Genomic DNA, 23,723 nt, shown 5'->3' on the forward strand with positions numbered 1-23,723 from the left:
TGATCAGGACAAGACCGCTGCGATAAAGTCCTGAGTACGTTTTTCTTTCGGACTCGTCAGCACTTCGTGCGGTGTTCCCGTTTCGACAATCTTGCCGCGATCCATGAACACGACCCGGTGTGCGACCTCACGGGCAAAACCAAGCTCGTGGGTAACAACGATCATGGTCATGCCGCTGGTGGCAAGATCGCGCATGACGCTCAGCACTTCGCTGACCAGTTCCGGATCAAGCGCCGATGTCGGTTCGTCGAACAGCATCAGTTTGGGCTTCATGGCGAGCGCGCGTGCAATGGCAATCCGCTGCTGCTGACCGCCGGAAAGTTCACTCGGATAGGCGTCTTTCTTATCGGCAAGGCCAACGCGCTCAAGCAATATCATTGCTTCCGGGATGACGCTGCTTTTTGCCCGTTTCTGGACGATAACCGGCCCTTCGATGATATTCTCCAGCACGGTCATATGAGCGAAGAGGTTGAACCTCTGGAACACCATGCCGCTTGCCAGCCTTTGCCGCGAAATCTCAGCATCGGTTAATTCATAGAGCTTGTTGCCGTCCTGACGAAAACCGATGAGTTCATCATCGATCCAGATAGCGCCGGAATCAATCCGCTCCAGCTGGTTGATGCAACGCAGGAGCGTGCTTTTGCCGGAACCGGAAGGTCCGATGATACACAGGACTTCCCCGTGACTGATTTCCAGCGAAACCTTCTGCAACGCATGGAATGGCCCAAAATACTTGTTGACGTCTACCGCTGCGACCATGACTGACATGTTCAGGCTCCTTCTGCGGCGGGTTCGGTACGTCTGCCGGTCCGGCGCCCGAGGCTCTTTGAATAATGTTTCTCAAGCAGGTGCTGGCCAATGGAAAGAACAGTCACAACGACGAGATACCAGATGGCCGAAACGATCAGCAATTCCATGACGCGATTGTTGGCGTAATAAACAGCCTGTGCATTTCGCAGGATTTCCGCATATTGGATGACGCTGGCAACCGAAGTCAGTTTGACCATGCTGATAACTTCATTGCCCACAGGCGGGATGATCACACGCATGGCTTGCGGCAGCACGATACGACGCAGCATGGTAAGCCGCGTCATACCGATGACCTTCGCCGCTTCAATCTGACCATTATCGACGGACAGGATACCGCCTCGCACGACCTCTGCCGTATAAGCACCCTGATTGATGCCGAGGCCCAAAAGCGTGGCCATGAACGGCGTCATGAAATCGACAGTGCGCATTTCGAAGAGGCCGGGGATGCCGAGCGTGGGGAAGATCAGAGCAAGATTGAACCAGAGCAGCAATTGCAAGAGCAGTGGCGTGCCGCGGAAAAACCAGATGTAGAAAACAGCCACATATTTCAGCACCGGATTGGGCGACATGATCATGATGGCAAAGATAACGCCCAGCGCCAACCCGAGGGCCATCGCGCAGATTGTCATCAGAATGGTGTTCCAGAGCCCTGCAAGGATAGCTGGCGCGGTGAAGAACTGGCCGACAACAGGCCAGGCAATCTGGCCTTGCGCAAAGGCTTTGACGATCAGCGCCAATGCCAGAATGATCAGGGCGGCAGCCAGCCAGCGGCCATAGTGGCGGCGCGGCTGATGTTTCAGATGCGCGATGGAATATTTGGCTGGCGGGATGGAAATCGTATTTTCGATGTTTGCCATTGTTCTCACCCTTTCAAGGCCGCTACAGGACCCGAATAGGAGGATAGCCACTCCTCTTGCGATTCCAACACAGTTTTGAGCCGGGCAATCTGTTCACGCACGCGGTCAGGCGCCGTTCCGCCATAGCCCTTGCGGGCTTCCACCGCCGCTTGCGGCGACAGGCTTGATTTGATCGATGGCAGCAGTCTGGCATCGACTGCGGCAAGATCATCGTCACCTAAATCCTCAAGACCGATATTCTTGTCCTCACAGTAGCGCACCAAAGCGCCGGTGATTTCATGCGCCTCGGAAAACGGTACACCTGTTTTAGCCAGCCAATCGGCAACTTCCGTTGCCAAGGTGAAACCATCCACCGATTGCCTGCGCATGACATCCACATTGACATACATGGTGCGGACCAGCCCGGCCATGGCGGGCACAACCAGCGTCAGGGCATCAATTGTATCGAAGGCGGCATGCTTGTCCTCGGCAAGGTCACGATTATAGGCAAAGGGTAATCCTTTGAGCGCCACAAGCATGGTTGTCAGGCTACCGATCAGCCGCGAAGCACGTCCGCGTGTCAGCTCGGCAATATCGCAATTCTTCTTCTGCGGCATGATCGAGGAACCGGTGGCATAGCTGTCATCCATCTCAATCCAACGGAACTGCCGTGACGACCAGAGGAACAACTCCTCGGCAAGCCGCGACAGATGCACGCCGAACATGGCGGTGACAAAAAGAAACTCGGCGACATGATCGCGGCTACCCACCGCATCAATGGAGTTTTCGCAGGGCGCTTCATAGCCAAGCTCATGCGCGGAAAGCTCTGGATGCAACGCGATGCCCGAACCTGCCATGGCAGCAGCTCCAAGCGGCGAGCGCGCTGCGCGCTTGTCCCAGTCACGCAGCCGGTCAAGATCGCGGGCAAAGGTCTGCGCGTGGGCAAGCAGTTGATGAGCAAAGCTGATCGGCTGCGCGGGCTGTAAATGGGTGAAACCTGATGTGAGCGTTGCCACATGAGCCTCCGCCTGACCGACAAGTGCCTGCTGCAGGAGGAGAATATCTGAACCGATACCCCGCGCCATATCGCGCAGATAGAGCTTCAGATCATTGGCCGCCTGATCATTGCGCGAACGCCCTGCCCGCAACTTTCCGCCCAGGACCCCGATACGTTCACCGAGAACCCGTTCGAGAAATGTATGAATGTCTTCATCATCTGGCGTTGGCTCGATCTTGCCCGCGGCATAGTCAGCGCCAATCCCCTTGATGGCAGCGAAAACTGTTTCGGCTTCAGCTTCGGTTAAAATCCCGGCACGCACCAATTCGCGTGCATGGGACAGCGAAGACGTCAGATCATACGGGACAAGGCGGAAATAGCTGCTTTCCGAACGGGAAAGCGCTGTCAGCTCGGGCGATGGACTCGTTCTGAAACGAGCCCCCCACAGACGGACGGACTGCTCGGTCATTTCTTTCATTCCCCTTTTTCTTGTTATCTGAAGCTTATGGTTGCGTTTTGGAGAGGACAAACGAAATGAATTCCCATATCTATTCCAAAATGGAATACCCTCCGTTGTAAAAACCAGTGAGGCAAAAACGATGGTATCCGGTCGGATATATCCATCTACGCGTGGATTGCAGGTCATAGCGGCAATTGCCGAACATGGCAGCACCACGGCGTGCGCCAAGGCGCTTAACATGACGCAGAGCGCCGTGAGTAAGCAATTGCTTGCATTGGAGGCACTGGCTGGCGTTCCACTTTTTGTCCGCACGCCGTACGGGCTTTCAACCACAGAGGCAGGCAGGATTTATGTGGCCGAAGCGCGGATTGCGCTGGGTGCCATGGAAAATGCGGCGCTACGGGTTGCTGCGCTTGGATCAGCGCCCAATGCGATCAAACTGCATATTCTGCCCATTATGGGCGACCGCTGGCTGATCCCGCGCTTTGCCAGCTTTGCCGAAGCGCACCCCGACATTGATGTGGAACTGTCGACCTTCGCCAACAATGATCTGATCAATCAGGCGGATGCCGCTTTCCGGTTTGGAGAGGGCGATTGGCCTGATCAAGACAACCACTATCTGTTCGGCCGGGAAGTTGCGCTGGTGGGTGCCCCGCAGTTTGTCGCACGGCTTGGCGGTGTGACAAGACCAGCTGATATCAGCAAATTTCCGCTGCTCGACCACAAGTTCACACCACTGCGCTGGGAAGAGTTTGCCGAGGCACATCACATTGCGGATTTCGCTCCGGAACGCATCACGCATTTCGGCTTTTATGCGCTGGTAATCCGTGCGGCGATTGCCGGACAGGGCCTTGCTTTGGTGCCACGCGGCCTGATCGCCGATGAACTTGCCAGCGGCAAACTCGTCAATCCGCAGGGCTTTGGTTTTGTCAGTCGCCATGCCTATTGGCTAACCTGCCCGCAGGACCGTCCGCAACGTCCTGCCATGCGCATATTCCTTGACTGGCTGCTCGAAGAAGTCAGCTCGATGCCCTCGAATATGCGTTGATCCAACCGATCAAACCTTCGTGTTTTCGGGGCCTTTTTCGTTCAAAAATATTTATTCAATTTGTCATGGAACCATACGGACTCCCGACGCATTTTTGCCGTTAGTCTGGCAATGCCCAACAGCATGCCATGCTCATCAGATACCCATGGAGGAAGTGATGAACGACAAGCGTTTTCCCATACCGGTTATGGTCAAACTGGGAGCTGCAGGTCAGTTGGCCATCAGCAGTGTCTGGGAAGCGATGGAATGCCTGCAGCGCTATTGGCCATCGAAAACGGGCCGGAGTTACCGCCGCGCGTTGCAAGCCTGTCTTGATGTTCTGGATGGTTGGAAACCTGCCCACAAGGCACGCCATGCCTTTGTCAGCGCTGCGCGTGATGCGGGGATCTTTCTTGACACAAGACTGCATCAGTAATCAGAAGCGAGCGGCGCTGAGATAATTATGATCTTGCGCCGCCCGCACTTTATCATCAGCGAATATCCGCCCGCGCCCGCGGGCGTTTTTCATTCATTTCATGGCTAAAGACGGTAGGTGGCAAAGGCGCGAGTTTACGGATGATATCAGCGCCCTTTTCCCCAATCATGATTGTCGGCGCATTGGTGTTGCACGAGGGAACGCGCGGCATCACCGAACTGTCGCAGACGCGCAAGCCCTCCAGCCCATGCACCTTCAAATCCAGACCGACAACCGCCATAGAGTCGGTTCCCATCTTGCAGGTACCGACGGGATGGTGATCGGTCTTGGCATTGGCACAGCCATACTCGAACAATTCCTCATCGGAGTTATATTTCGGCCCCGGCAATCGTTCCGCCATGACGAATGGTTTCAGCGCCGCCTGACTCATGATCTCGCGTGCGAGCTTTAATCCTTCGATCGACATTTTCCGGTCGTGCGGATCGCTCCAGTAATTGGGATCGATCAGCGGCGCAGCCATGGGATCAGAGGATTGCAGGCGCACAGTCCCCCGTGAACGCGGGTGCAGATAAGCCGAGTTCAAGGTGACGCCAGCATTTTTCAGCCGCTCGACACCCGCTTCAATGCCTGAACCCAGACCAAGATGGAACTGAATATCCGGTGAGCGTGCATTGGCATCCGCATACCAGAAACCACCGGTTTCAAACAGGCTCGACGCCACAGGCCCAGACCGGAACATCACATATTGCAGACCAGCCCATAGGGTGCGGTGCAGCTTGGCAACCCCATCATAGGTGTGATCGCCGGTGCATTCGGAAATTACGAACAGATCGAGATGATCCTGCATGTTTTCGCCAACACCGGGCAGATTGTGGACGATAGGAACGCCCGTTTTGCGAAGATGATCCGATGGGCCAATCCCCGACTGCAGCAGCAGTTTCGGCGAGCCAATCGCACCGGAACTGACAAGCACTTCTCTCTCGGCACGAATGATCTCGCGGGCGTTGCCCTTGATCACCTCGACACCAACGGCCCGGCCGTTCTCGACCACAACCCGGGTAACCTGCGCGCCCATGCGAACGGTAAGGTTCCTGCGGTTCTTCACGGGAGCGAGATAGGCCATGGATGCTGATGAACGGCGGCGATCGCGCTGGGTCAGCTGATAGAAGCCGACCCCCGCCTGCTGCCTGCCGTTGAAATCGTGATTGTAAGGAATGCCAAGCTCCTGCCCCGCCCGGATATAGGCATCGCAGATTGGCAAGGTCGCGGCCGGTATGGACACACCCAGCGGACCACCATAGGAATGATAATCGTCAGCAAAGCGCTGATTGTCTTCCGCGCGTTTGAAATAGGGCAGCACGTCGCGATAGCTCCAACCAGAACAGCCATCTTCTGACGCCCACAAGTCGTAGTCGGTTGCATTGCCACGCGTATAAAGCTGCGCATTGATGCTGGAACCGCCGCCGATGACCTTCGCCTGCGTGTAACGCAGGACACGGTTGTTCATGTGTTTCTGCGGAACGGTCGACCAGCCCCAGCTGGCAACGCCCTTGGTCATCTTGGCGAAGCCCGCAGGCATGTGGAACAACGGGTTCCAGTCACTGCCACCGGCCTCAAGCAGCAGAACTTTTACTTCGGCGTCCTCGCTCAGGCGATTGGCAAGGACACAGCCCGCAGGGCCAGCACCGGTGATGATATAGTCGTAGGTCATGTCAGTGTCCGTCTGTGACTAGAGCCGGTTGATGGAAAGAGCACCGTCAGCATTGATGATCGAGCCCGTGGCAAAACTGAAATCGCCGCTGGCAAGTGCAGCAACGATGCGACCAAGATCATCCGGCTCGCCCCAGCGCTTCATCGGCACAAGACCTTCAGCAATACGCTTGTCATATTTGGCGGCAGCACCCGCCGTCATATCCGACCGGATGATGCCGGGACGTACGTCAAAAACGCTGATCCCCTCATCGGCCAGCCGCACCGCCAGACCTTGCGTGAACGAGGCAAGCGCCGCTTTGGTCATGCAGTAATCAAGACGTTCGGGCGATATCATCTCAGCGGAAACCGAGGTAATGTTGACAATGGTGCGCGGCGTTCCGGTATCAGCCTGTTTGAGCAGGGCTTTCAATACGGCCTGCGTGAAGAACACTGTTCCCCGCACATTGATGTCAAAAATCGCATTATAATTTGCCGGATCAAGATCGAGGAAATCACCCCGTACTTTCGAACCGATCCCGGCATTGTTGACGAGGCAATCGATTCGCCCAAACGTCGTCATGATTGCGCTGACTGTTTGTTCGTGAGTGGAAAGCTCGGCCAGATCCGCCTCGATAAACCCTACCTTGGCACCAAGCGCCTCCAGTGCAGAAATAGCAGCCTCGTCCCGCACAAGGTCTGTGATTGCGAGATCAAAACCCTTGGCGGCTAGTGCCTTGGCAATGCCGAGGCCAATGCCACGACGCGCACCGGTGATGATAGCAAGGGGTTTTGCTGAAAATGCTGGTTGTTGGGACATCACGCAAGATCCTTCGCAAGGATATGATCAGCGACACGCAAGGCCTGTGCGGCGATCGTCAGCGCGGGATTGACCGCAGCAGATGTCGGCAGGAATGCTGCATCAACGACGAACAGATTGGGATGATCAAAAGCGCGGCAATAGACATCAAGAGGTGCCTGCGCCGGGTCGGTTCCCATGCGAACAGTGCCACATTGATGCGAGGGGGTCTTGCGGTCAAAAGCCTTGGAGAGAACCAGCGGAAATCCGGCGGCGCGCAAGACGGATTTGATCTGAGCGACCAGCTTCTGATGCGCGGGCCAGTTGCTGCGCACCCATTCCAGAACGATCCTCTCGCCATCAACGCGAACGCGGCTTTCGGGCTTCGGCACATCCTCGCTCATGGCGAGGAAATCCACCGTATGATTGCAGAACTGATTGAGCAGCCATTCGGGAACAAGTTTGAGGTCCGACTTGAGCACGGGCCCGCTGATACGCCCGAGCAATTGGACATTGCCAAGCGGCGCACCGCCCTGCCCGTCGGACAGGTAAAAATCGTTGAAGCCAAAGGTCTTCTGATAGATGGAATCGTTGCGGAAGCGCGGATCAAACCCGATTACCGCCGACAGATTGTGGTTCATGAAATTCCGACCAACCTGATCAGACCGGTTGGCAAGGCCAGCGGGGTTCCTGCCATCAGCAGAGCGCAGCAAAAGCACGGCAGACTGTACAGCCCCTGCAGAGAGGATTACCAGTTTCGGTTTGACAACAGCGGTTTTGCCGTCCCTCACATAATGTACGGCGGCAATCGACTTGCCATCGGCTGCAGTCTCCAGACGCGTCACGCGCGAATTGGTTTGCAGGTGGATGTTGCCATGCTGCAAAGCTTCGGCAAGGGCAGTGGTTTCCGCATCCATCTTGCCGTTGAAACTGTTCGGGTGCGCATCCCAAGGTGTCTTGCCATGCGACATCCATGTATCAATATCAACACCGAGCGGCAGCGAAAAAGGACGGACGCCTGCGCCGTGTAACCGCCGGCGCAAAGTCGCGATCGGTTCCTCATCGGGCACTGGCGGGAAGTTATAGGGCGTGGAGTGTTGAGGTTCTGTCGGGTCTTCGCCTAATGTTCCGCGCACCCGATAGAGCGCTTCCGCCTTGCCGTACCAGGGCTCCAGTTCCTCATAGGCAAATGGCCAGGCATGGGAGACACCTTCCAGATGTTGCATCTCGGCAAAATCCTCGGCGCGGTAGCGCGTCAGAACTGCCCCATAAAACTTCGAATTGCCACCAACATTGTAGTAATTGCCGGGGTTGAACGCCTTACCATCAGCATCATACCAGCTTTCATCGGGGCGAAAGAAACCACGCTGAAAGATCGCCCGCGGATCGCGATTTTCAGGGCGATCGGGCAGATGATCCCCGGCTTCCAGGATCAGGATTTGCGCTCCTGAACTGGCCAGACCGGCGGCAATAGTCGACCCGCCAATCCCCGAACCGATGATAACGATGTCGGGTGATTGGCTTTGTGGTGATGCAACGTTCATGGCATGGTGATCGTCAGGCGCCGATGCGCAGTTGCGATTGCGGATCGAAGAACACGGCCTTGTCGAGATTGAATGCCAGCTGCGTCTTTTGCCCTGGCAATATGTGAGCGTCTGCACGCAACCGGGCGACCACTTCCTTGCTGCCAAGCTTGGTCACAGCAAACGTATCGGAACCGGCTGGTTCAACCACGTCAATCAGGCATTCGCCTTCCACCAGCGAGACAGCATTGCGATCGGCACCATCCGGATCGGTCAGGGCTTCCGGACGAATGCCAAAAATGACGTCCTTACCGGAATGGCCGACCAGCGCACTGCTGGTTTTCTTGATCGGCAATCGCAGCGGCGAGGAATCGGGGCGGTCGAGCACGACGCTAAGGTCGGACGCATTGCCTTCGATCTTGGCCTTGAGCAGGTTCATCGCGGGTGATCCCATGAAATCGGCAACAAACAGATTGGTCGGATTGTTGTAGATTTCTGCCGGGGTGCCGAACTGTTGCAGGATACCGTCCTTGAGCACGGCGATCTTGGTTGCGAGCGTCATGGCCTCGATCTGGTCGTGCGTCACATAGACAATCGTTGTCTTCATGCGCTGATGCAGGCGCTTGATTTCCGTGCGCATATCAACACGCAGCTTGGCGTCGAGGTTGGAGAGTGGCTCGTCAAACAGGAACACCTGCGGGTTACGCACAAGGGCGCGGCCCATAGCGACACGCTGGCGCTGACCGCCGGAAAGCTGGCTTGGCTTGCGGTCAAGCAGATGGCCGATCTGCAGCATGTCGGCGACCTGCTTGATGGCTTTTTCCCGCTCGTCTTTCGGCACGCCGCGAATTTCCATGCCGAAGGCGATGTTTCCGCCAACGGTCATGTTGGGATAAAGCGCGTAGGACTGGAACACCATGGCGATATCACGCTTGGATGGATGCAATCCGCTGATCGATTTGCCTTTGATGGAAATATCGCCGGAGCTGATCGACTCAAGCCCGGCAATGGTGTTGAGCAAAGTGGACTTGCCGCAACCGGAAGGTCCGACGAGGACGAGGAAACCGCCTTCATCGATCTCGATATTGATGTCCTTCAAAATCGGGACATTGCCATAGGATTTATGCAGGTTCTTGATCTGTAGAAATGACATTTGATTATCCCTTCACGGCGCCGGACATAAGTCCACGGACGAAGTAGCGCCCGGAAACGATGTAGACGATAAGAGTTGGCAATGCGGCGAGGATCGCGCCGGCGAAATGCACGTTGTATTCCTTCACGCCTGTCGATGAGTTCACAAGATTGTTGAGCGCAACCGTCATCGGCGTGCTGCTGAACCCTGAGAAAGAGGCACCGAACAGAAAGTCGTTCCAGATATTGGTGAACTGCCAGATGACTGACACCACAATAATCGGCCCCGATGAGGGGAGAAGAATACGCCAGAAAATCTGGAAGAAGCTCGCACCGTCAATCTGTGCAGCGCGGACAAGTTCGGTCGGAAACGCTTCATAGTAGTTGCGGAAATAAAGCGTGGTGAAGCCAAGGCCGTAGATCACATGGACAAATATCAGGCCTTGAATAGTGCCCGCCATACCCAGCATGCCGAGAACCCGCGCCATCGGAATGAGAACGATCTGGAACGGAATGAAGCAGCCAAGCAACAACATGCCGAACATGACGTTCGATCCCCGGAATTTCCATTTGGTCAGGACATAACCATTCAGCGCACCCATGACAGTTGAAATGGCAACGGCCGGGATGACCATGATAATCGAATTGATAAAGTAAGGTTTCAGGCCCGTCGGTTGCACACCGATCTGGGCTGTCGACCATGCAGCCAACCATGGCTCGATCGTCCATTCATGTGGAGGTGACAGCATTCCACCCTGACGTATCTCATCGAGGGTTTTCAGCGAGTTCACCACCATAACGTAGAGTGGCAGCAGGTAGTAAAAGGCAAAGACAAGCAGCGCGATATAGATCAGGACGCGGGTCAGCTTGCCGCTGGAGATGGCATTATCGGGGCTCTGGGCGCTCATTTGGTGCCTCCCCTTACTTCCGAATAGAGATAGGGAATGATGATCGCAAAAATCGTGATCAACATGATGATCGCCGAAGAAGCACCGATGCCCATGGAATTGCGTGTAAACGTATAGGAATACATGAATGTCGCGGGCAATTCGGTTGCCTGTCCGGGGCCGCCGCCTGTCAGTGCGATAACAAGGTCATAGGCCTTGATGGCAAGGTGGGCGAGAACCACGAAGGCAGACAGAAAGACCGGGCGCATCAGCGGAATGATGATACGGCGATAGATCATCGTGGTGGATGCACCATCGATCTGGGCCGCCTTGATGATCTCGTTATCGACGCCGCGCAGACCCGCAAGGAACATCGCCATGACGAAACCTGAGGATTGCCAGACTGCGGCGATCACCACCGTATAGATCGCCATCTTGGAATCCTTGATCCAGTTGAAGGCAAAACTGGTCCAGCCCCATTGGTGCATGGTATTTTCGAGGCCGATACCCGGATCAAGAAACCATTTCCATGCAACGCCGGTCACGATGAACGAAAGCGCCATTGGGTAGAGGTAGATCGGGCGCAGGAAGCCTTCAATGCGGATTTTCTGATCCAGCAGAATGGCAAGGCCTAGACCGATAACCGTACAGATAATGATATAGAGCGAGGCAAAAATGCCGAGGTTGCTAATGGCACGCCACCAATGTGGCAGAGCCCACAGCTTGCGGTAGTTCTCCAGTCCGACAAAACCAAAGGACGGCAGCATCTTGCTGTCGGTGAACGACAGGACGCCCGTATAAATGATAAAGCCGTAAACGAAGATCAGGACAATCAGAAAGCTCGGCCCCAATACCAGCTTGGGTATCAAGTCCTGTATGCGGCTGCGGGTATCCATAGCCTCACCCCTTCAACTTTTTAAATTCTTGTCATTGCCGTGCATAGTCACGGGAACCTGTCCGGGGCGGTTATGCCCCGGACAGTATGAAAGCGCTTACTTGGCAGCGTCCACGGCGGAAACGAGTTCCTTGACAGCCGCATCGGATGTCAATTCACCGTTGAATTCGCGGGTAACAACGTCATAGATCGCGTTCTTGATGGCTGCAGGAACAGCATAACCATGGGCCATGGAACCATAGAGTGTTCCGGCCTTGTTGGCTTCAGCAAGATCCTTGATTGCCTTCTTGCCGCAAGCATCGAATGCTGCGTCGGAAACATCCGTACGAGCCGGAGCTGAACCCTTCACAACATTGAAAGCTGACTGGAATGTCGGGCTTTCAATGGATGATGCCATAATCAGCTGCGACTTGTGTTCTGCTTCGCTCTTCTTGAAGAACAGGAACTGGTCGGAGTTGAACGTTACAGAACCCTGAGTGCCCGGGAAGCGCATGCACACGAAGTCCTTGCCTGGCTCCTTCTTGGCCTTGACGAATTCGCCCTTGGCCCAGTCACCCATGAACTGCACACCGGCCTTGCCTTCGATAACCATGGTGGAAGCAAGGTTCCAGTCGCGGCCAGAGAAGTTGTCGTCCACATAGGAACGCAGCTTGGTCATGCGATCGAAAGCTTCTTTCATCTTCTCGCCGCCCAAAGCCTTGGGATCGAGATCGACGAAAGCTGCCTTATAGAAATCATTGCCGAGCGAGAGCACAACCGCATCGAAAATGGTTGCGTCCTGCCATGGCTGACCGCCGTGGGCGATAGGGGTGATGCCCTGCTTCTTGAAATTATCGAGAAGAGCAATCAATTCGTCCCAGTTCTTGGGCTCCTTGCCACCAGCCTTATCGAGAGCAGCCTTGTTGATCCACATCCAGTTGGTGGAGTGAACGTTGACGGGTGCGGCAATCCAGTGACCGTCATATTTGGAGAAGTTCTGCAATGCGCCAGGAATGACATCAGCCCACTTTTCCTTGGCGGCGACTTCATCAAGATTGGCGAGAACGCCCTGCTTTGCCCAGTCGGTGATGTCGAAGCCGAGTGCCTGTACGGCTGTCGGCGGATTGCCGCCTGTTACACGAGCACGCAGAACGGTCATGGCTTCCGTACCGCCACCGCCAGCCACAGGCATATCCGACCAGGTGATGCCCTTCTTTTCCAGATCCTTTTTCAGCACTTCCAGCGCCGTTGCTTCACCGCCGGATGTCCACCAATGCAGGACTTCGACGTTTTCCGCAGCGCGGGCCATTGTCGCCGTGCCGAGCAGCATTGCTGTCGCGGCAACCGTATTCATCAACTTGTTCATTTCATTCCTCCCAAGGAAAAAAGATAAAACTTCCCACTACCCTAGACTGCAGATATCCCTCAGCCTGATGCATTCATACAATAAGCGGAACGACGAATACAATCGATTTAATTCGACGCCCAAAGTAATGTCCTGCGCCCCATATGCATGTTCAGAGTCTTGGTCTCCGTATAATCCTCAACCGCATGGCGTCCCAGTTCGCGACCCAATCCCGACTGACGATAACCGCCGAACGGCAGTTCCGAAGCGCCATCCATAAACGTATTCATCCAGATGGTTCCGGCACGCACCCGGCGGCCAACGGTCAAACATGTATCGAAGTCACGGCTCCACACACCTGCCGACAGGCCATAATCGATGGAGTTGGCAATCCGGACCGCATCTTCCATGGTTTCGAATGTTAGCACGGAAAGCACAGGACCAAATACTTCTTCACGGGCAACAGCCATGTCAGGTTGCACGGCGGACAAAATGGTCGGGCTCATATATTGACCCAGCCCCAGATCAAGCGGCGTGCCGCCATGGGAAATGGCAGCACCAGCAGAGGCAGCGTTGCGCACATACGTATCGATCTTGGTCAGATGTTCCGGTGTGATGATTGCGCCGACCTTGGTTAGCGGATCAAGCGGATCACCAACCCTAACCTTCGCCGAGAGGGCCGCAACACGTTGCGTAACTTCATCGGCAATATCGCGGTGAACGATCAGGCGCGAACCGGCATTGCAGCATTCACCAGCGTTGAAATAGGCACCAAAAACGGCGGCATCGATAAAATCATCAAGATTGGCATCCGGGAAAACGATCTGCGGGTTCTTGCCGCCGAGTTCCAGCGAGACTTTCTTCAACGTCTGGGCAGCATTGGCCATCGTCAGCTTGCCCACGAGCGTCGAACCGGTGAAGGAAACCATGTCGACATCCGAATGGGTGGTCATCGGCGCGCCAATTTCCGCACCTGTACCAGCCAGAATGTTGACGACACCTGATGGAACACCCGCCTCCATCAGAATTTCGCCGAGAACGAGCGTAGAGCCCGATGTCAACTCGGATGGTTTGACAACAGCGGTACAGCCAGCAGCCAAGGCAAAAGGCAGTTTCTGGCTGACGATCAGGAATGGGAAATTCCAGGGGGTGATAATGGATATGACGCCGATTGCCTCGCGCAAGACGACACCCAGCGTGCCATCACCAAGCGTGTTGTAGCTTTCGCCATGCAGATCGCGGCCAAGCGCAGCGGCATAGCGCCAGATATCGACGGCACCGCCAAGTTCGCCTTTAGCCTGCGAAATTGGTTTGCCGGATTCAATGCAATCAAGATAGGCCAGTTCGTCAGAACGCGCTGCGATCAGGTCTGCCGCCTTCAACAGGATGTTCGAGCGTTCGGCACCGGTCATGCGCGACCATGGGCCATTGTCGAAGGCATTGCGTGCAGCGCGGATTGCCCGTTCCGCGTCGGCCATTGTGCCTGCCTGATAGCGCGAGACGACAACGCCATGACCGGGGCTCTTGCGTTCAATCACGCCGCCTTCCGCGCCATTGGTCCATTTGCCATCAATCAGCATCTGGAATTCGCGGACTTTGAAATTGCCGAGCGCTTGTGGCCGCATCAGAACCGTCATTACCATTCTCCCTTGAACACGGGCTCACGCTTTTCGGCAAAGGCCGAAACACCTTCTTTCAGGTCCGCTGTTTTTGCGACGAGGATCGAGCCAAGAGCTTCAACCGCTGTGCCATTGTCTTCGCCGTTTGCCGACGCAATCATCAACTTTGCCACTTCCACAGCGGCAGGTCCGCGCTTGGCGATCCGTTCCGCATAGGCCTGCGCCGCAGTGACGGCAGCTCCGGTTTCCACCACATGATCGACGATCCCGAGGGATGCGGCTTCGGTGGCGCTGAAAATCTCACCCCCCAGCGCCATGCGCCTGATCACCTGCGCACCGAACCGGCGCACAAGCCGCTGTGTTCCTGACCAGCCCGGCACCATGCCCAAGCCGGTTTCCGGCAGACCAATGCGAATATGGGTTTCGGCAATACGGATATCGGCAGCGGCAGCAAGCTCCAGCCCGCCGCCCAATGCATGACCATTGAGGGCAGCAATCAGCGGCACGCGCAATGTCGCCAAACGTTCAAACACACGATGACCGAAACGCACCCACGCATGGCCGAATTCATTCGGCGTCATGGCCGCCCAGGCCTTGATGTCGCCACCCGCCGAAAAGGCTTTGCCTGCACCTGTGAGAATGGCTGCGCGAATATCGGTATTGGCCTCCAACTCATCACAGACAGCCGAAAGCTCTTTCAGCATGCCGATGTCAAATGCATTGAGTTTATCCGGACGCGACACGGTGATCGTTGCGACAGGCCCATTGAAACTGACGGTAATACGAGGCTCAGCCATGGAGCGTCCTTTCCGGTTTCTGCGGCAGCTTCAAACCGAAAGGGCCTTCGGCAAAAAGTTCTGCTGCCATCAACTTCAGGTCACGGGCAACGATGAGCGGGAATTCCGATTGGTCGAGGATTTGGGTCTGAAGGTCGACGCCCGGCGCAATCTCGGTCAGGACGATACCTTCAGGGCGCAGAACCATGACACAACGCTCGGTTACATAGGTGATATCCTGCCCCTGCTGAACGGCGCGGCGGCCGGAGAATGTCACATGCTCCACTTCATTGACCAGTTTTTTGAGCTTGCCCTCCTTCTCGATGACAAGCTTGCCATCGGCCACATGAACCTTGGCACCCGCATTGAACATGCCGGAGAAGACGATCTTGCGGGCGCGGGCGGTGATATCGACAAACCCACCTGCCCCTGCGGTCACATGCGGGCGGAAACTGAGTTTTGAAACGTTCACCGAACCTGTTTTGTCGATCTCAAGGAAGGACAGCAGCGACGCATCAAAACCTGCGCCCTGAAAATAAGTGAACTGGTGCGGCGACGGCACAAAGGCTTCCGCGTTGGAGGCACAGCCAAAGGCAAAATCCAGCAGCGGAATACCGCCGACCGGTCCCTGCTCAATCACCCATGTTACCGCGCCATGCAATCTCTCTTCGAGCAGAATACGCGGGACATTAGCCGAGATGCCAAAGCCGAGATTGACAGCACTGCCTGCTTCAAGTTCCGTGGCCACACGGCGGGCGATAACTTTCTGGATGTTGAAATCCGGCAGAGCAAAATCCTCAAGCGGATGAAAGATTTCGCCTGAGATAGCCGGGTCATAAACCGTCTGTGTCGTCTGCTTCTGATCAGGATCAACAACCACATAATCAACAAGGATACCGGGAACGCGGACATCATGCGGCTTCAGCGAGCCGCTCTTGGTGATGCGCTTGACCTGCGCAATGACGATGCCGCCATTGTTGCGCACCGCCAGAGCCTGATCGAAGCCGCCAAGATAGGCACCTTCGTGTTCATAGGTCAGGTTGCCGCGTTCATCCGCCGTGGTGGCGCGGATGATGGCAACCTGCGGAATAACAGGCTTGAAGAACAACCATTCCTCGCCTTCGAACTCGATCTTGCGAACAACAGGTTCCTTGGCGGCTGACGCGTTCATCGCGCAGCCCTGACGATCCGGATCAACAAATGTATCGAGCCCGACTTTGGTCAATACTCCGGGCCGTTTGGCCGCCGCCTCGCGGTGCATGTCGAAGAGAATGCCCGATGGAATATTATAGGCGGCAACGTCGTCATTGCCGATCATCTGCCAGATCAGTGGCGGCTCCGCCGTTGACGGGCCGGAAGGATAGGAACCACCGAGAATACGCTTGAGCAAACCTTTTTTGGCGATGTAATCGATACCCTTGATCCCACTCATATCACCAGCCGCGATAGGGTGCAGCGTGGTCAGATCGCGCGGATGGCCAGTCGCATCAAAGCGTGCGCCGATGGCCTTCAGCATCAGATCGGGACAGCCAAGGCCGCTGGACGACGAGACCGAAACAACAGCCGCGTCAGGGATGAGGTTTGCGGCCTCTTCAGGGGTTATGTGCTTGCTCATTCTGGAATGTCGTTCTCTTAAAGACCTGGGTTGATTTTCTGGGCGGCGCCCGTATCGGCAGCCTCCGTTACCGCAAGACCGGCAGCCAGCGACCAGACACCATCTTCGCCTGTTGCGGGTGGTTGCCCCTTGCCAAGGATGGCCGCATGGAATTTGGCGATGCCGGTTTCGTAGAGATTCTTGTGATTGAGCTTCAGCTCTGTCTCACCATCGGCGTTGCGCAGGACAACCGTTCCAACGGGTTTCTGGCTCATGACATTGCGACCAACGAGCGAACCTTCAGAACCATGCACTTCAAAGCCTGTTTCCGCGTATTTGGTGGTAAAGCCATCATGGAACTGCGCAATGAGACCCGATTTGAAACGCATGACGCCCATGACACCATCAGCAAGACCAGCCTTGCCAAGACCGCCCTGCTGGGAGGCAGCGACAACTTCCACGGGATCATCGCCGAGCACATAACGCAGCGTATCCGTATCATGTACGGTGATATCAAGGATTACACCGCCGCCGGCTTCCGGCTTGTCGAGCCGCCAACCCTGCAAATGCGGCGGCAGATAGACGGCGTGAAAGACCCGGGCAGCCAGCGGTTTGCCGATCTTACCCGCAGCGATTGCATCGCGCATGGCCGTATGGCTGGCAGCATTGCGCAGATGATGGTTTGTGCCCAGCACAACGCCCGCCGCGCGGCAGGCATCGACCATAGCCTTGGCATCGCCAAGGCTCATCGCCAGCGGCTTTTCGCATAGCACATGCTTTCCGGCAGCCGCAGCGGCAAGCACCTGATCCCTATGCAGTTCATTCGTTGTCGAGATATAGACGGCATCGACATCCTGATCATTGACCAGCGCCTCAACAGAGGTAACAGATTTGGCAATGCCATGGTCGGCAGCGTATTTTTGGCCGCGCTCAGAACTGGTGCTCATCACGGAGACGATTTCGCCGCCCTCGGCGCGGATCGCATCGATAACCCACTCATGCGCAATCGTGCTTGCTCCGATCAAACCCCAACGTGTCATGCCATTTTCTCCAGATGATTGTTCTTCACCGGCGCACCGCAACTCTGTCGCACCACAAGCCGCACCGATGTCACCAGTGATTCCTGTTCGCTTCCACCCGCATTGATCTGCTTGAGCAAAAGCTGTGCCGCGCGCTGCCCCATGCCCTGCGGGTCGACCGAAACCGTTGTCAGAGCCGGGACCGCGGTTTTGGCTTCGATCACATCGTCAAAGCCGATGACGCCGAACCCCTTGCCGGGCTCAATGCCCACAGCCCGCAGACCGTCGCAGACACCGAAGGCCACTGCATCATTCAGGCACAGCGCAGCGGTTGCCCTGCTGGCAAGCAGCATCATGCGTTCGACGGCGGCAACACCACCCGCACGCGAGGGAGCAGAGTGAATAATCAGAGCCTCGTCAACAGCAAGACCTGCCTCCTGCAAGGCATCGCGATAGCCGCGAAGCCGCTCAGCAAAAACCGCTGTATCAAGAAATCCGCCCATGAAGCCGATACGGCTATGCCCGAGCGAAACCAGATGGCGCACCGCAGCTTTGGCGCCCGTATAATTGTCGGAAAGCAGGGTCGAGACTTTGGCACCGGGCAGATTGCGGACGACAACGACAACGGGAATACCGCTATCGATCAACGGCTTGAGGTCGGCCACCTCGGTGCCACGCGCCGGCGACAGGATCAGACCGGCAATACCATTCTCACGCATGGAGGCGATGACTTCGCGCTGACGGTCGACGCTCTCACCGCTATGGGCGAGAAATTGCACATAGCCAGCGGATTGAACAACCATATCCATGCCAACTGCAAGCTCGGCAAAGAAACTGTTGGTGAGGTCATTGACCACGATGCCGACGATTTTCGAACGTGACTGCCGCAGATTGGCGGCACCACGATTATAGACATAGCCGAGATCGGCAATAACGCTGTTGACCTTCTCGCGGGTCTTTTCATTGACCAGGGGACTGCCCTGCAAAACCAGCGACACGGTTGATTTCGACACGCCAGCAGCATGCGCAATATCCACAACGGTTGTCCGGCTTCGGTTCACAGGCTTCCTCCACAGTGAGGATTTGGATATAATTGGAACGTTCCAAATTTGTCAAGCGCGAAAATCGGAGATAATTACGACTTCTAACTATATGCGCATGCCGTAACTCCCTATATTTCTGCAATTTTTGGGCAATTGTTGTCTGGTGGATCACGTTTTTCACTCCAATAGCAGTATCGGGCCTACGCGTTTTTCCCTCTTGTTTTTTGGAACGTTCCAAATTACAAAGCTCGTCGTGTTGAATGGGAGCGATGTGATGACCCTTGTTCTGGACCTGCCAACAGCAGATGGTAAGCTTTCAGCCTATCGCCTTTCCGGTGAGCCAACTGCTCGGCCAACTTCCCCACCAGTCTTCAATCGCATCGCCTACGCAGCCGCCCATGTGGTGTCCGATCCGCTAAAGGACAGGGCACCATGGAACTCACCCGCTATTGACTGGGATGCGACCATGGCGTTTCGCCACCATCTCTGGTCCCTCGGATTCAAGATTGCCGAAGCCATGGATACAGCCCAGCGCGGCATGGGGCTCGACTGGGCTGGCGCGCAGGAACTGATACGCCGTTCGCTTGCCGAAGCACGCCGTGTTCCGGGTGCCGATCTTGCCTGTGGTGCTGGAACCGACCAGCTGCTACCGGAAAATACCAGCACCCTCGGAGAGGTTATTTCTGCTTATGAAACGCAGATCGGCTTTGTCGAAGCCGAAGGTGGCAGGGCTGTCATGATGGCAAGCAGGGCTCTCGCCAAAGTGGCAAAATCCGGAGATGACTATCGGAGCGTTTATAACGAAATCCTGCGCCAGACCCAGAACAAAGTCGTCCTCCATTGGCTCGGCGATATGTTTGACCCGCAGCTTTCGGGCTATTGGGGTTCCCCGGTCTTTGAAGAAGCACTGGAAACCGTACTGGCTATTATCACCGACAACAAAGACAAGATTGAAGGCATCAAGATTTCCCTGCTCGACAACACGAGGGAAATCGCGCTGCGCAAGCGTCTGCCCGAAGGCGTATTGTGCTTTACCGGCGACGATTTCAACTATGCTGAACTGATCGAAGGGAACGGCGAGAAATACAGCCATGCCCTGCTTGGCATTTTCGATGCGGTCGCGCCGCAAGCATCCAAAGCATTGGCTCATTTGGGCAATGGACAAACTCAAGCGTTCCGCGATGTGATCGCGCCTACCGTACCGCTATCGCGCAAAATCTTTGAAGCACCCACCCAATATTACAAGGCGGGTGTGGTTTTCCTTGCTTGGCTCAATGGTCATCAAAACCATTTCACTATGCCCGCAGGCATGCAGTCGGCACGGGGCATCGTGCATTACGCCGATATTTTCCGGCTGGCCGATCAGGCGAATGTTCTGGACAGACCAGAACTTGCGACAGGCCGGATGAAGAGCTTACTGCAAGTCCACGGACTTTAAGTTTTCCCGGCACTTGATCCAAGGAGCCTGCCGGGCGATTGTCTGCGCCGACTCATCCGATCAGGCAGGATTCCCATGAAGCTTCTTTATCAGACGCACTCGCCCTATGCCCGCAAAGTGCTCGTCGCCATCCATGAGATCGGCCTTGCGGATAGTGTCGAGGTCATTCACCACGAAACCAGCCCGACCCGTCGCAATGAAGACGTCTATGCGCTCAACCCATTGGGCAAGGTTCCAGTTCTCATCAACGATGACGGTCTTGCCCTCTTTGATTCAGTCGTTATCGCCGATTATTTGAGCACCCTGCCCGGTGGCAATGTGCTTATCCCCGCAACAGGCAAAGCGCGCTGGGATACTTTGCGGCTGCAAGCGGCGGCGCAGGGTATTGCCGATTCCGGGATCGTGGTGCGGTGGGAGACGGAGCGGCGGCCGGAACCTGTTCGCTGGGCAACCATGCGCGATGCGCAGTTGCAGAAAATTATCGCTGCCTGTGATTTTGCTGAAAAGGAAGCGGCTCTCGAAGGCTTGCCACTCATCGGCGAGATCGCGCTGGCAACCACTTTGAACTGGGTCGAATTTCGGAACATTTATCCGTTCACAGAGGGTCGACCGCGCCTTGCCGCATGGTATGCGGAATTCTGCCTGCGCCCATCCATGCAGGCGACATCTTTCTCCGGCGAAACCCACGACTGATAGAAAAGCGGTTAGCCACCGAGAAAGGAAGCAAGCTTGTTCAAGGTGGAACGGCACCCGGTTTCGTTGTCTTCGGGCCGGATACCACGGGGAATGTCGTCACACGCTATGGTAATCTGCGAACCACTGCCCGCCGGTTCCATCGTCGTTGTCATCAGCATTTCGCCCGCATAGGCCGGATCATCCGATTCAAAACGAACCGCCCATACAATCTTGCTGGCGGGTACCAGAGCCACAAAGCGGACGTCAAACGTGTCAATATTGTCCAACGTCTTGCCGCGTGGCAGACCCTCATCCTCCGGGTAGACGAGTGACATACGCAGAGACCCGCCTTCGCGCCCATCAAAGTCGTGGACAATGCCATGCATGGAGCCGGGCGGAAGCCATACGGCAAGGGCGTCAGGGTCTGTGAAAGCACCGTAAACGGCCTCACAGGACGCCTTCATTGCCTTGGATACAACTGTGCTCGAAGTATCGCTCATGCCCCCATCATAGCCGATTGACGGTAAAATTCCAATCTGGCTCTATCGATGCGGTTTTGTTCAAAGAAAAAGGGGATGGCGCGCGAGCACCATCCCCTTTTTCATCGGATAGCAGAGCTTACTTGTTCCAGCTCTTGACCAGCTCATCATAATTGATGGTCTGGGGCTTTTCCTTTTCATTGTCGATCTTCAGCTGAGGTGCGAGATGACCGTTCTTGACGGCATCGGCATTCCAGTAGGCAAGATCATGCTCTTCGGCCAGTTTCGGACCGATATCGCCCTGCACACCCGACTTTTCGATGCGGCCCATGACTTTTTCCTGCTCAGCGCAGAGAGAGTCCATGGCGGCCTGCGCCGTCTTTGCACCTGAAGATGCGTCACCAACAGCCTGCCACCAGAGCTGTGCCAGCTTCGGATAGTCAGGAACATTGGTACCTGTGGGTGACCACTGAACACGGGCGGGCGAGCGATAGAACTCGATCAGACCGCCGAGCTGCGGCGCACGCTTGGTGAAGCTCTTGTCCTTGATGGTCGATTCACGGATGAAGGTGAGGCCGATCTGGCTCTTCTTCACGTCAACCGTCTTCGAAGTGACGAACTGTGCGTAGAGCCAAGCGGCCTTGGCACGGTCTGTCGGTGTCGACTTCATCAGGGTCCATGAACCCACGTCCTGATAGCCGAGCTTCATGCCGTCTTTCCAGTAAACGCCATGCGGTGAAGGAGCCATGCGCCACTTTGGCGTGCCGTCGTCGTTCATGACTGGCAGACCCGGCTTGACCATGTCGGCAGTGAAGGCGGTGTACCAGAAAATCTGCTGCGCGACATTGCCCTGTGCCGGTACGGGACCGGATTCAGAGAAGGTCATGCCCTGTGCTTCCGGCGGTGCATAGGCCTTCAGCCAGTCGAGATATTTCTGGATTGAGTAAACCGCTGCTGGTCCATTGGTATCACCGCCACGGGCAACGCAGGAACCGACAGGCTGGGACTTCTCATTGACCTTGATGCCCCATTCATCCACAGGCAGACCGTTTGGCAGGCCCTTATCGCCGTTGCCAGCCATGGAGAGCCAGGCATCGGTAAAGCGCCAACCGAGTGACGGGTCTTTTTTGCCATAGTCCATATGGCCGTAGACCTTCTTGCCGCCGACATCGCGGCCGGTGAAGAATTCGGCGATATCCTCATAGGCAGACCAGTTGACCGGAACACCGAGTTCGTAGCCATATTTTGCCTTGAAGTCCGCCTTGTTCTTTTCGTCGTTGAACCAGTCGTAGCGGAACCAATAGAGGTTGGCGAACTGCTGATCAGGAAGCTGATAAAGCTTCTTGTCCGGTGCAGTCGTGAACTTGGTGCCGATGAAGTCATCGATATCAAGACCGGGATTGGTCACGTCCTTGCCTTCACCCGCCATGAAATCGGTCAGGTTGCGGACCTGCTGATAGCGCCAGTGGGTGCCGATCAGATCGCTATCATTGACCCAGCCGTCATAAAGGTTCTGGCCGGTCTGCATCTGCGTCTGGATCTTTTCAACAACGTCACCTTCCTGGATCACGTCATGCGTGACCTTGATGCCGGTGATAGCCGTGAATGCCGGTGCAAGCACCTGCGATTCATACTGGTGCGTGGTCAGCGATTCCGAAACAACCTTGATTTCCATGCCTGCGAAAGGCTTGGCTGCATCGATAAACCACTGCATTTCCTTTTCCTGACCAGCACGGTCAAGCGTGGAAACATCACCGATTTCCTTGTCGAGGAATTTCTTGGCGTCATCGATCCCGGCATAGGCAGAGCCTGCGCCGAGCAACAGCGCCAGTGCTGTTGTTGTCGTTAGTATTCGCGTTCGCATTGAAGTCCTCCCAGAGTTGCGATTGCTGGAACAACCGGATGATACCGGCCGTCCTGTTTCAACATGGCGTTTTGCCCGGAATTATCCTTCGTTTCCGGCGCCACATCATTTCCTACACGAAGCGGAATACGCCAACGGCGTAGACCACGGAGAGAGCCAAGGCCCACCACAGGTTGGGACCAACCAGCCCCAGCCAAGCGAGATGAATGAATGCACTGCCAAGCAGCGACACGAACAGGCGGTCGCCGCGCGTGGTTTCAAAGCGCAGAATGCCAATACGCGGATTGCCACCGGGAGAGACATATTCCCACACGGCCATACCGATGAGCAGTGCCAGAATTGTCAGGAAGAACAGCGCCGTCGGCAGCGTCCATGCCATCCATGAGAAGTTCATGATAGCAC

Annotated in this window: 22 protein-coding genes; 4 read left to right on the forward strand and 18 right to left on the reverse strand. The window is 55.9% G+C overall.

Annotated features, from left to right (window positions below):
• Nucleotides 1-3: 3 nt before the first annotated feature.
• Genes FHW17_RS02140 through argH form a run of 3 tightly spaced genes read right to left on the reverse strand, consistent with a single transcriptional unit; the run spans nt 4 to nt 3,112 of the window.
• Nucleotides 4-768 carry an amino acid ABC transporter ATP-binding protein gene (locus FHW17_RS02140; protein ID WP_112522601.1) on the reverse strand — a complete coding sequence of 255 codons (765 nt, stop codon included), beginning with the start codon at nt 766-768 and terminating at the stop codon, nt 4-6.
• A gap of 2 nt (nt 769-770) precedes the next feature.
• Nucleotides 771-1,667: an amino acid ABC transporter permease gene (locus tag FHW17_RS02145; RefSeq protein WP_182509123.1), complete on the reverse strand. Its 897-nt coding sequence runs from the start codon at nt 1,665-1,667 to the stop codon at nt 771-773.
• 5 nt (nt 1,668-1,672) lie between these two features.
• Nucleotides 1,673-3,112, reverse strand: coding sequence for an argininosuccinate lyase (gene argH, locus FHW17_RS02150; RefSeq protein ID WP_182509124.1), 1,440 nt, complete (start codon nt 3,110-3,112; stop codon nt 1,673-1,675).
• Between the two features lie 130 nt (nt 3,113-3,242).
• Here argH and FHW17_RS02155 point away from each other — a divergent pair, with 130 nt between their 5' ends.
• Nucleotides 3,243-4,151, forward strand: coding sequence for a LysR substrate-binding domain-containing protein (locus tag FHW17_RS02155; protein WP_113095204.1), 909 nt, complete (start codon nt 3,243-3,245; stop codon nt 4,149-4,151).
• 157 nt (nt 4,152-4,308) lie between these two features.
• The gene (locus FHW17_RS02160; protein WP_091879048.1) at nt 4,309-4,566 is read left to right on the forward strand and encodes a DUF982 domain-containing protein; all 258 of its coding nucleotides are present in this window, start codon (nt 4,309-4,311) and stop codon (nt 4,564-4,566) included.
• A 55-nt stretch (nt 4,567-4,621) separates the two neighbouring features.
• Here the strand turns inward: FHW17_RS02160 and FHW17_RS02165 are convergent, their stop codons facing one another.
• The 12 genes from FHW17_RS02165 to FHW17_RS02220 form a co-directional block, all read right to left on the reverse strand.
• The gene (locus FHW17_RS02165; RefSeq protein ID WP_182509125.1) at nt 4,622-6,277 is read right to left on the reverse strand and encodes a GMC family oxidoreductase N-terminal domain-containing protein; all 1,656 of its coding nucleotides are present in this window, start codon (nt 6,275-6,277) and stop codon (nt 4,622-4,624) included.
• An 18-nt stretch (nt 6,278-6,295) separates the two neighbouring features.
• On the reverse strand, nt 6,296-7,075 hold the full coding sequence (locus tag FHW17_RS02170; protein WP_112522605.1) for a 3-ketoacyl-ACP reductase: 780 nt from the start codon (nt 7,073-7,075) through the stop codon (nt 6,296-6,298).
• Complete coding sequence (locus tag FHW17_RS02175; RefSeq protein ID WP_182509126.1) at nt 7,075-8,598, reverse strand: GMC family oxidoreductase; 1,524 nt, start codon at nt 8,596-8,598, stop codon at nt 7,075-7,077. The genes FHW17_RS02170 and FHW17_RS02175 overlap by 1 nt, the downstream gene beginning before the upstream one ends.
• Before the next feature lie 13 nt (nt 8,599-8,611).
• Nucleotides 8,612-9,730, reverse strand: a complete 1,119-nt coding sequence (locus tag FHW17_RS02180) for an ABC transporter ATP-binding protein (RefSeq protein WP_182509127.1) — start codon at nt 9,728-9,730, stop codon at nt 8,612-8,614.
• 4 nt (nt 9,731-9,734) lie between these two features.
• Nucleotides 9,735-10,616, reverse strand: a complete 882-nt coding sequence (locus FHW17_RS02185; RefSeq protein ID WP_112522608.1) for a carbohydrate ABC transporter permease — start codon at nt 10,614-10,616, stop codon at nt 9,735-9,737.
• Entirely contained in the window at nt 10,613-11,491 is an 879-nt protein-coding gene (locus tag FHW17_RS02190) for a sugar ABC transporter permease (protein ID WP_112522609.1), read from the reverse strand. Before FHW17_RS02190 ends, FHW17_RS02185 begins: the two co-directional genes overlap by 4 nt.
• Nucleotides 11,492-11,587: 96 nt before the next feature.
• Nucleotides 11,588-12,835: an ABC transporter substrate-binding protein gene (locus tag FHW17_RS02195; protein WP_182509128.1), complete on the reverse strand. Its 1,248-nt coding sequence runs from the start codon at nt 12,833-12,835 to the stop codon at nt 11,588-11,590.
• A gap of 107 nt (nt 12,836-12,942) precedes the next feature.
• Nucleotides 12,943-14,451, reverse strand: a complete 1,509-nt coding sequence (locus FHW17_RS02200; protein WP_113095209.1) for an aldehyde dehydrogenase family protein — start codon at nt 14,449-14,451, stop codon at nt 12,943-12,945.
• Complete coding sequence (locus tag FHW17_RS02205) at nt 14,451-15,230, reverse strand: enoyl-CoA hydratase/isomerase family protein (protein WP_112522612.1); 780 nt, start codon at nt 15,228-15,230, stop codon at nt 14,451-14,453. Before FHW17_RS02205 ends, FHW17_RS02200 begins: the two co-directional genes overlap by 1 nt.
• Entirely contained in the window at nt 15,223-16,824 is a 1,602-nt protein-coding gene (locus FHW17_RS02210) for an acyl CoA:acetate/3-ketoacid CoA transferase (RefSeq protein ID WP_113095210.1), read from the reverse strand. Before FHW17_RS02210 ends, FHW17_RS02205 begins: the two co-directional genes overlap by 8 nt.
• A gap of 17 nt (nt 16,825-16,841) precedes the next feature.
• Complete coding sequence (locus tag FHW17_RS02215; RefSeq protein WP_112522614.1) at nt 16,842-17,843, reverse strand: Gfo/Idh/MocA family oxidoreductase; 1,002 nt, start codon at nt 17,841-17,843, stop codon at nt 16,842-16,844.
• On the reverse strand, nt 17,840-18,883 hold the full coding sequence (locus tag FHW17_RS02220) for a LacI family DNA-binding transcriptional regulator (RefSeq protein ID WP_112522615.1): 1,044 nt from the start codon (nt 18,881-18,883) through the stop codon (nt 17,840-17,842). The genes FHW17_RS02215 and FHW17_RS02220 overlap by 4 nt, the downstream gene beginning before the upstream one ends.
• Before the next feature lie 256 nt (nt 18,884-19,139).
• Here FHW17_RS02220 and FHW17_RS02225 point away from each other — a divergent pair, with 256 nt between their 5' ends.
• Nucleotides 19,140-20,303, forward strand: a complete 1,164-nt coding sequence (locus FHW17_RS02225; protein ID WP_112522616.1) for a dihydrodipicolinate synthase family protein — start codon at nt 19,140-19,142, stop codon at nt 20,301-20,303.
• Between the two features lie 75 nt (nt 20,304-20,378).
• Nucleotides 20,379-20,996 carry a glutathione S-transferase family protein gene (locus FHW17_RS02230; protein ID WP_112522617.1) on the forward strand — a complete coding sequence of 206 codons (618 nt, stop codon included), beginning with the start codon at nt 20,379-20,381 and terminating at the stop codon, nt 20,994-20,996.
• 11 nt (nt 20,997-21,007) lie between these two features.
• On the opposite strand, the gene FHW17_RS02235 is transcribed toward FHW17_RS02230, so the two are convergent.
• From FHW17_RS02235 to FHW17_RS02245, 3 genes are all read right to left on the reverse strand, one after another.
• The gene (locus tag FHW17_RS02235; RefSeq protein WP_182509129.1) at nt 21,008-21,478 is read right to left on the reverse strand and encodes an SRPBCC domain-containing protein; all 471 of its coding nucleotides are present in this window, start codon (nt 21,476-21,478) and stop codon (nt 21,008-21,010) included.
• 118 nt (nt 21,479-21,596) lie between these two features.
• A complete protein-coding gene (locus FHW17_RS02240) occupies nt 21,597-23,321 on the reverse strand; it encodes an ABC transporter substrate-binding protein (RefSeq protein ID WP_112522619.1) in 1,725 nt (574 codons plus the stop codon).
• Between the two features lie 112 nt (nt 23,322-23,433).
• Nucleotides 23,434-23,715, reverse strand: coding sequence for a DUF2160 domain-containing protein (locus tag FHW17_RS02245; RefSeq protein WP_112523072.1), 282 nt, complete (start codon nt 23,713-23,715; stop codon nt 23,434-23,436).
• Nucleotides 23,716-23,723 lie beyond the last annotated feature (8 nt).

It is taken from the genome of Phyllobacterium sp. P30BS-XVII, assembly GCF_014138335.1.
GTDB lineage: Bacteria > Pseudomonadota > Alphaproteobacteria > Rhizobiales > Rhizobiaceae > Phyllobacterium > Phyllobacterium meliloti.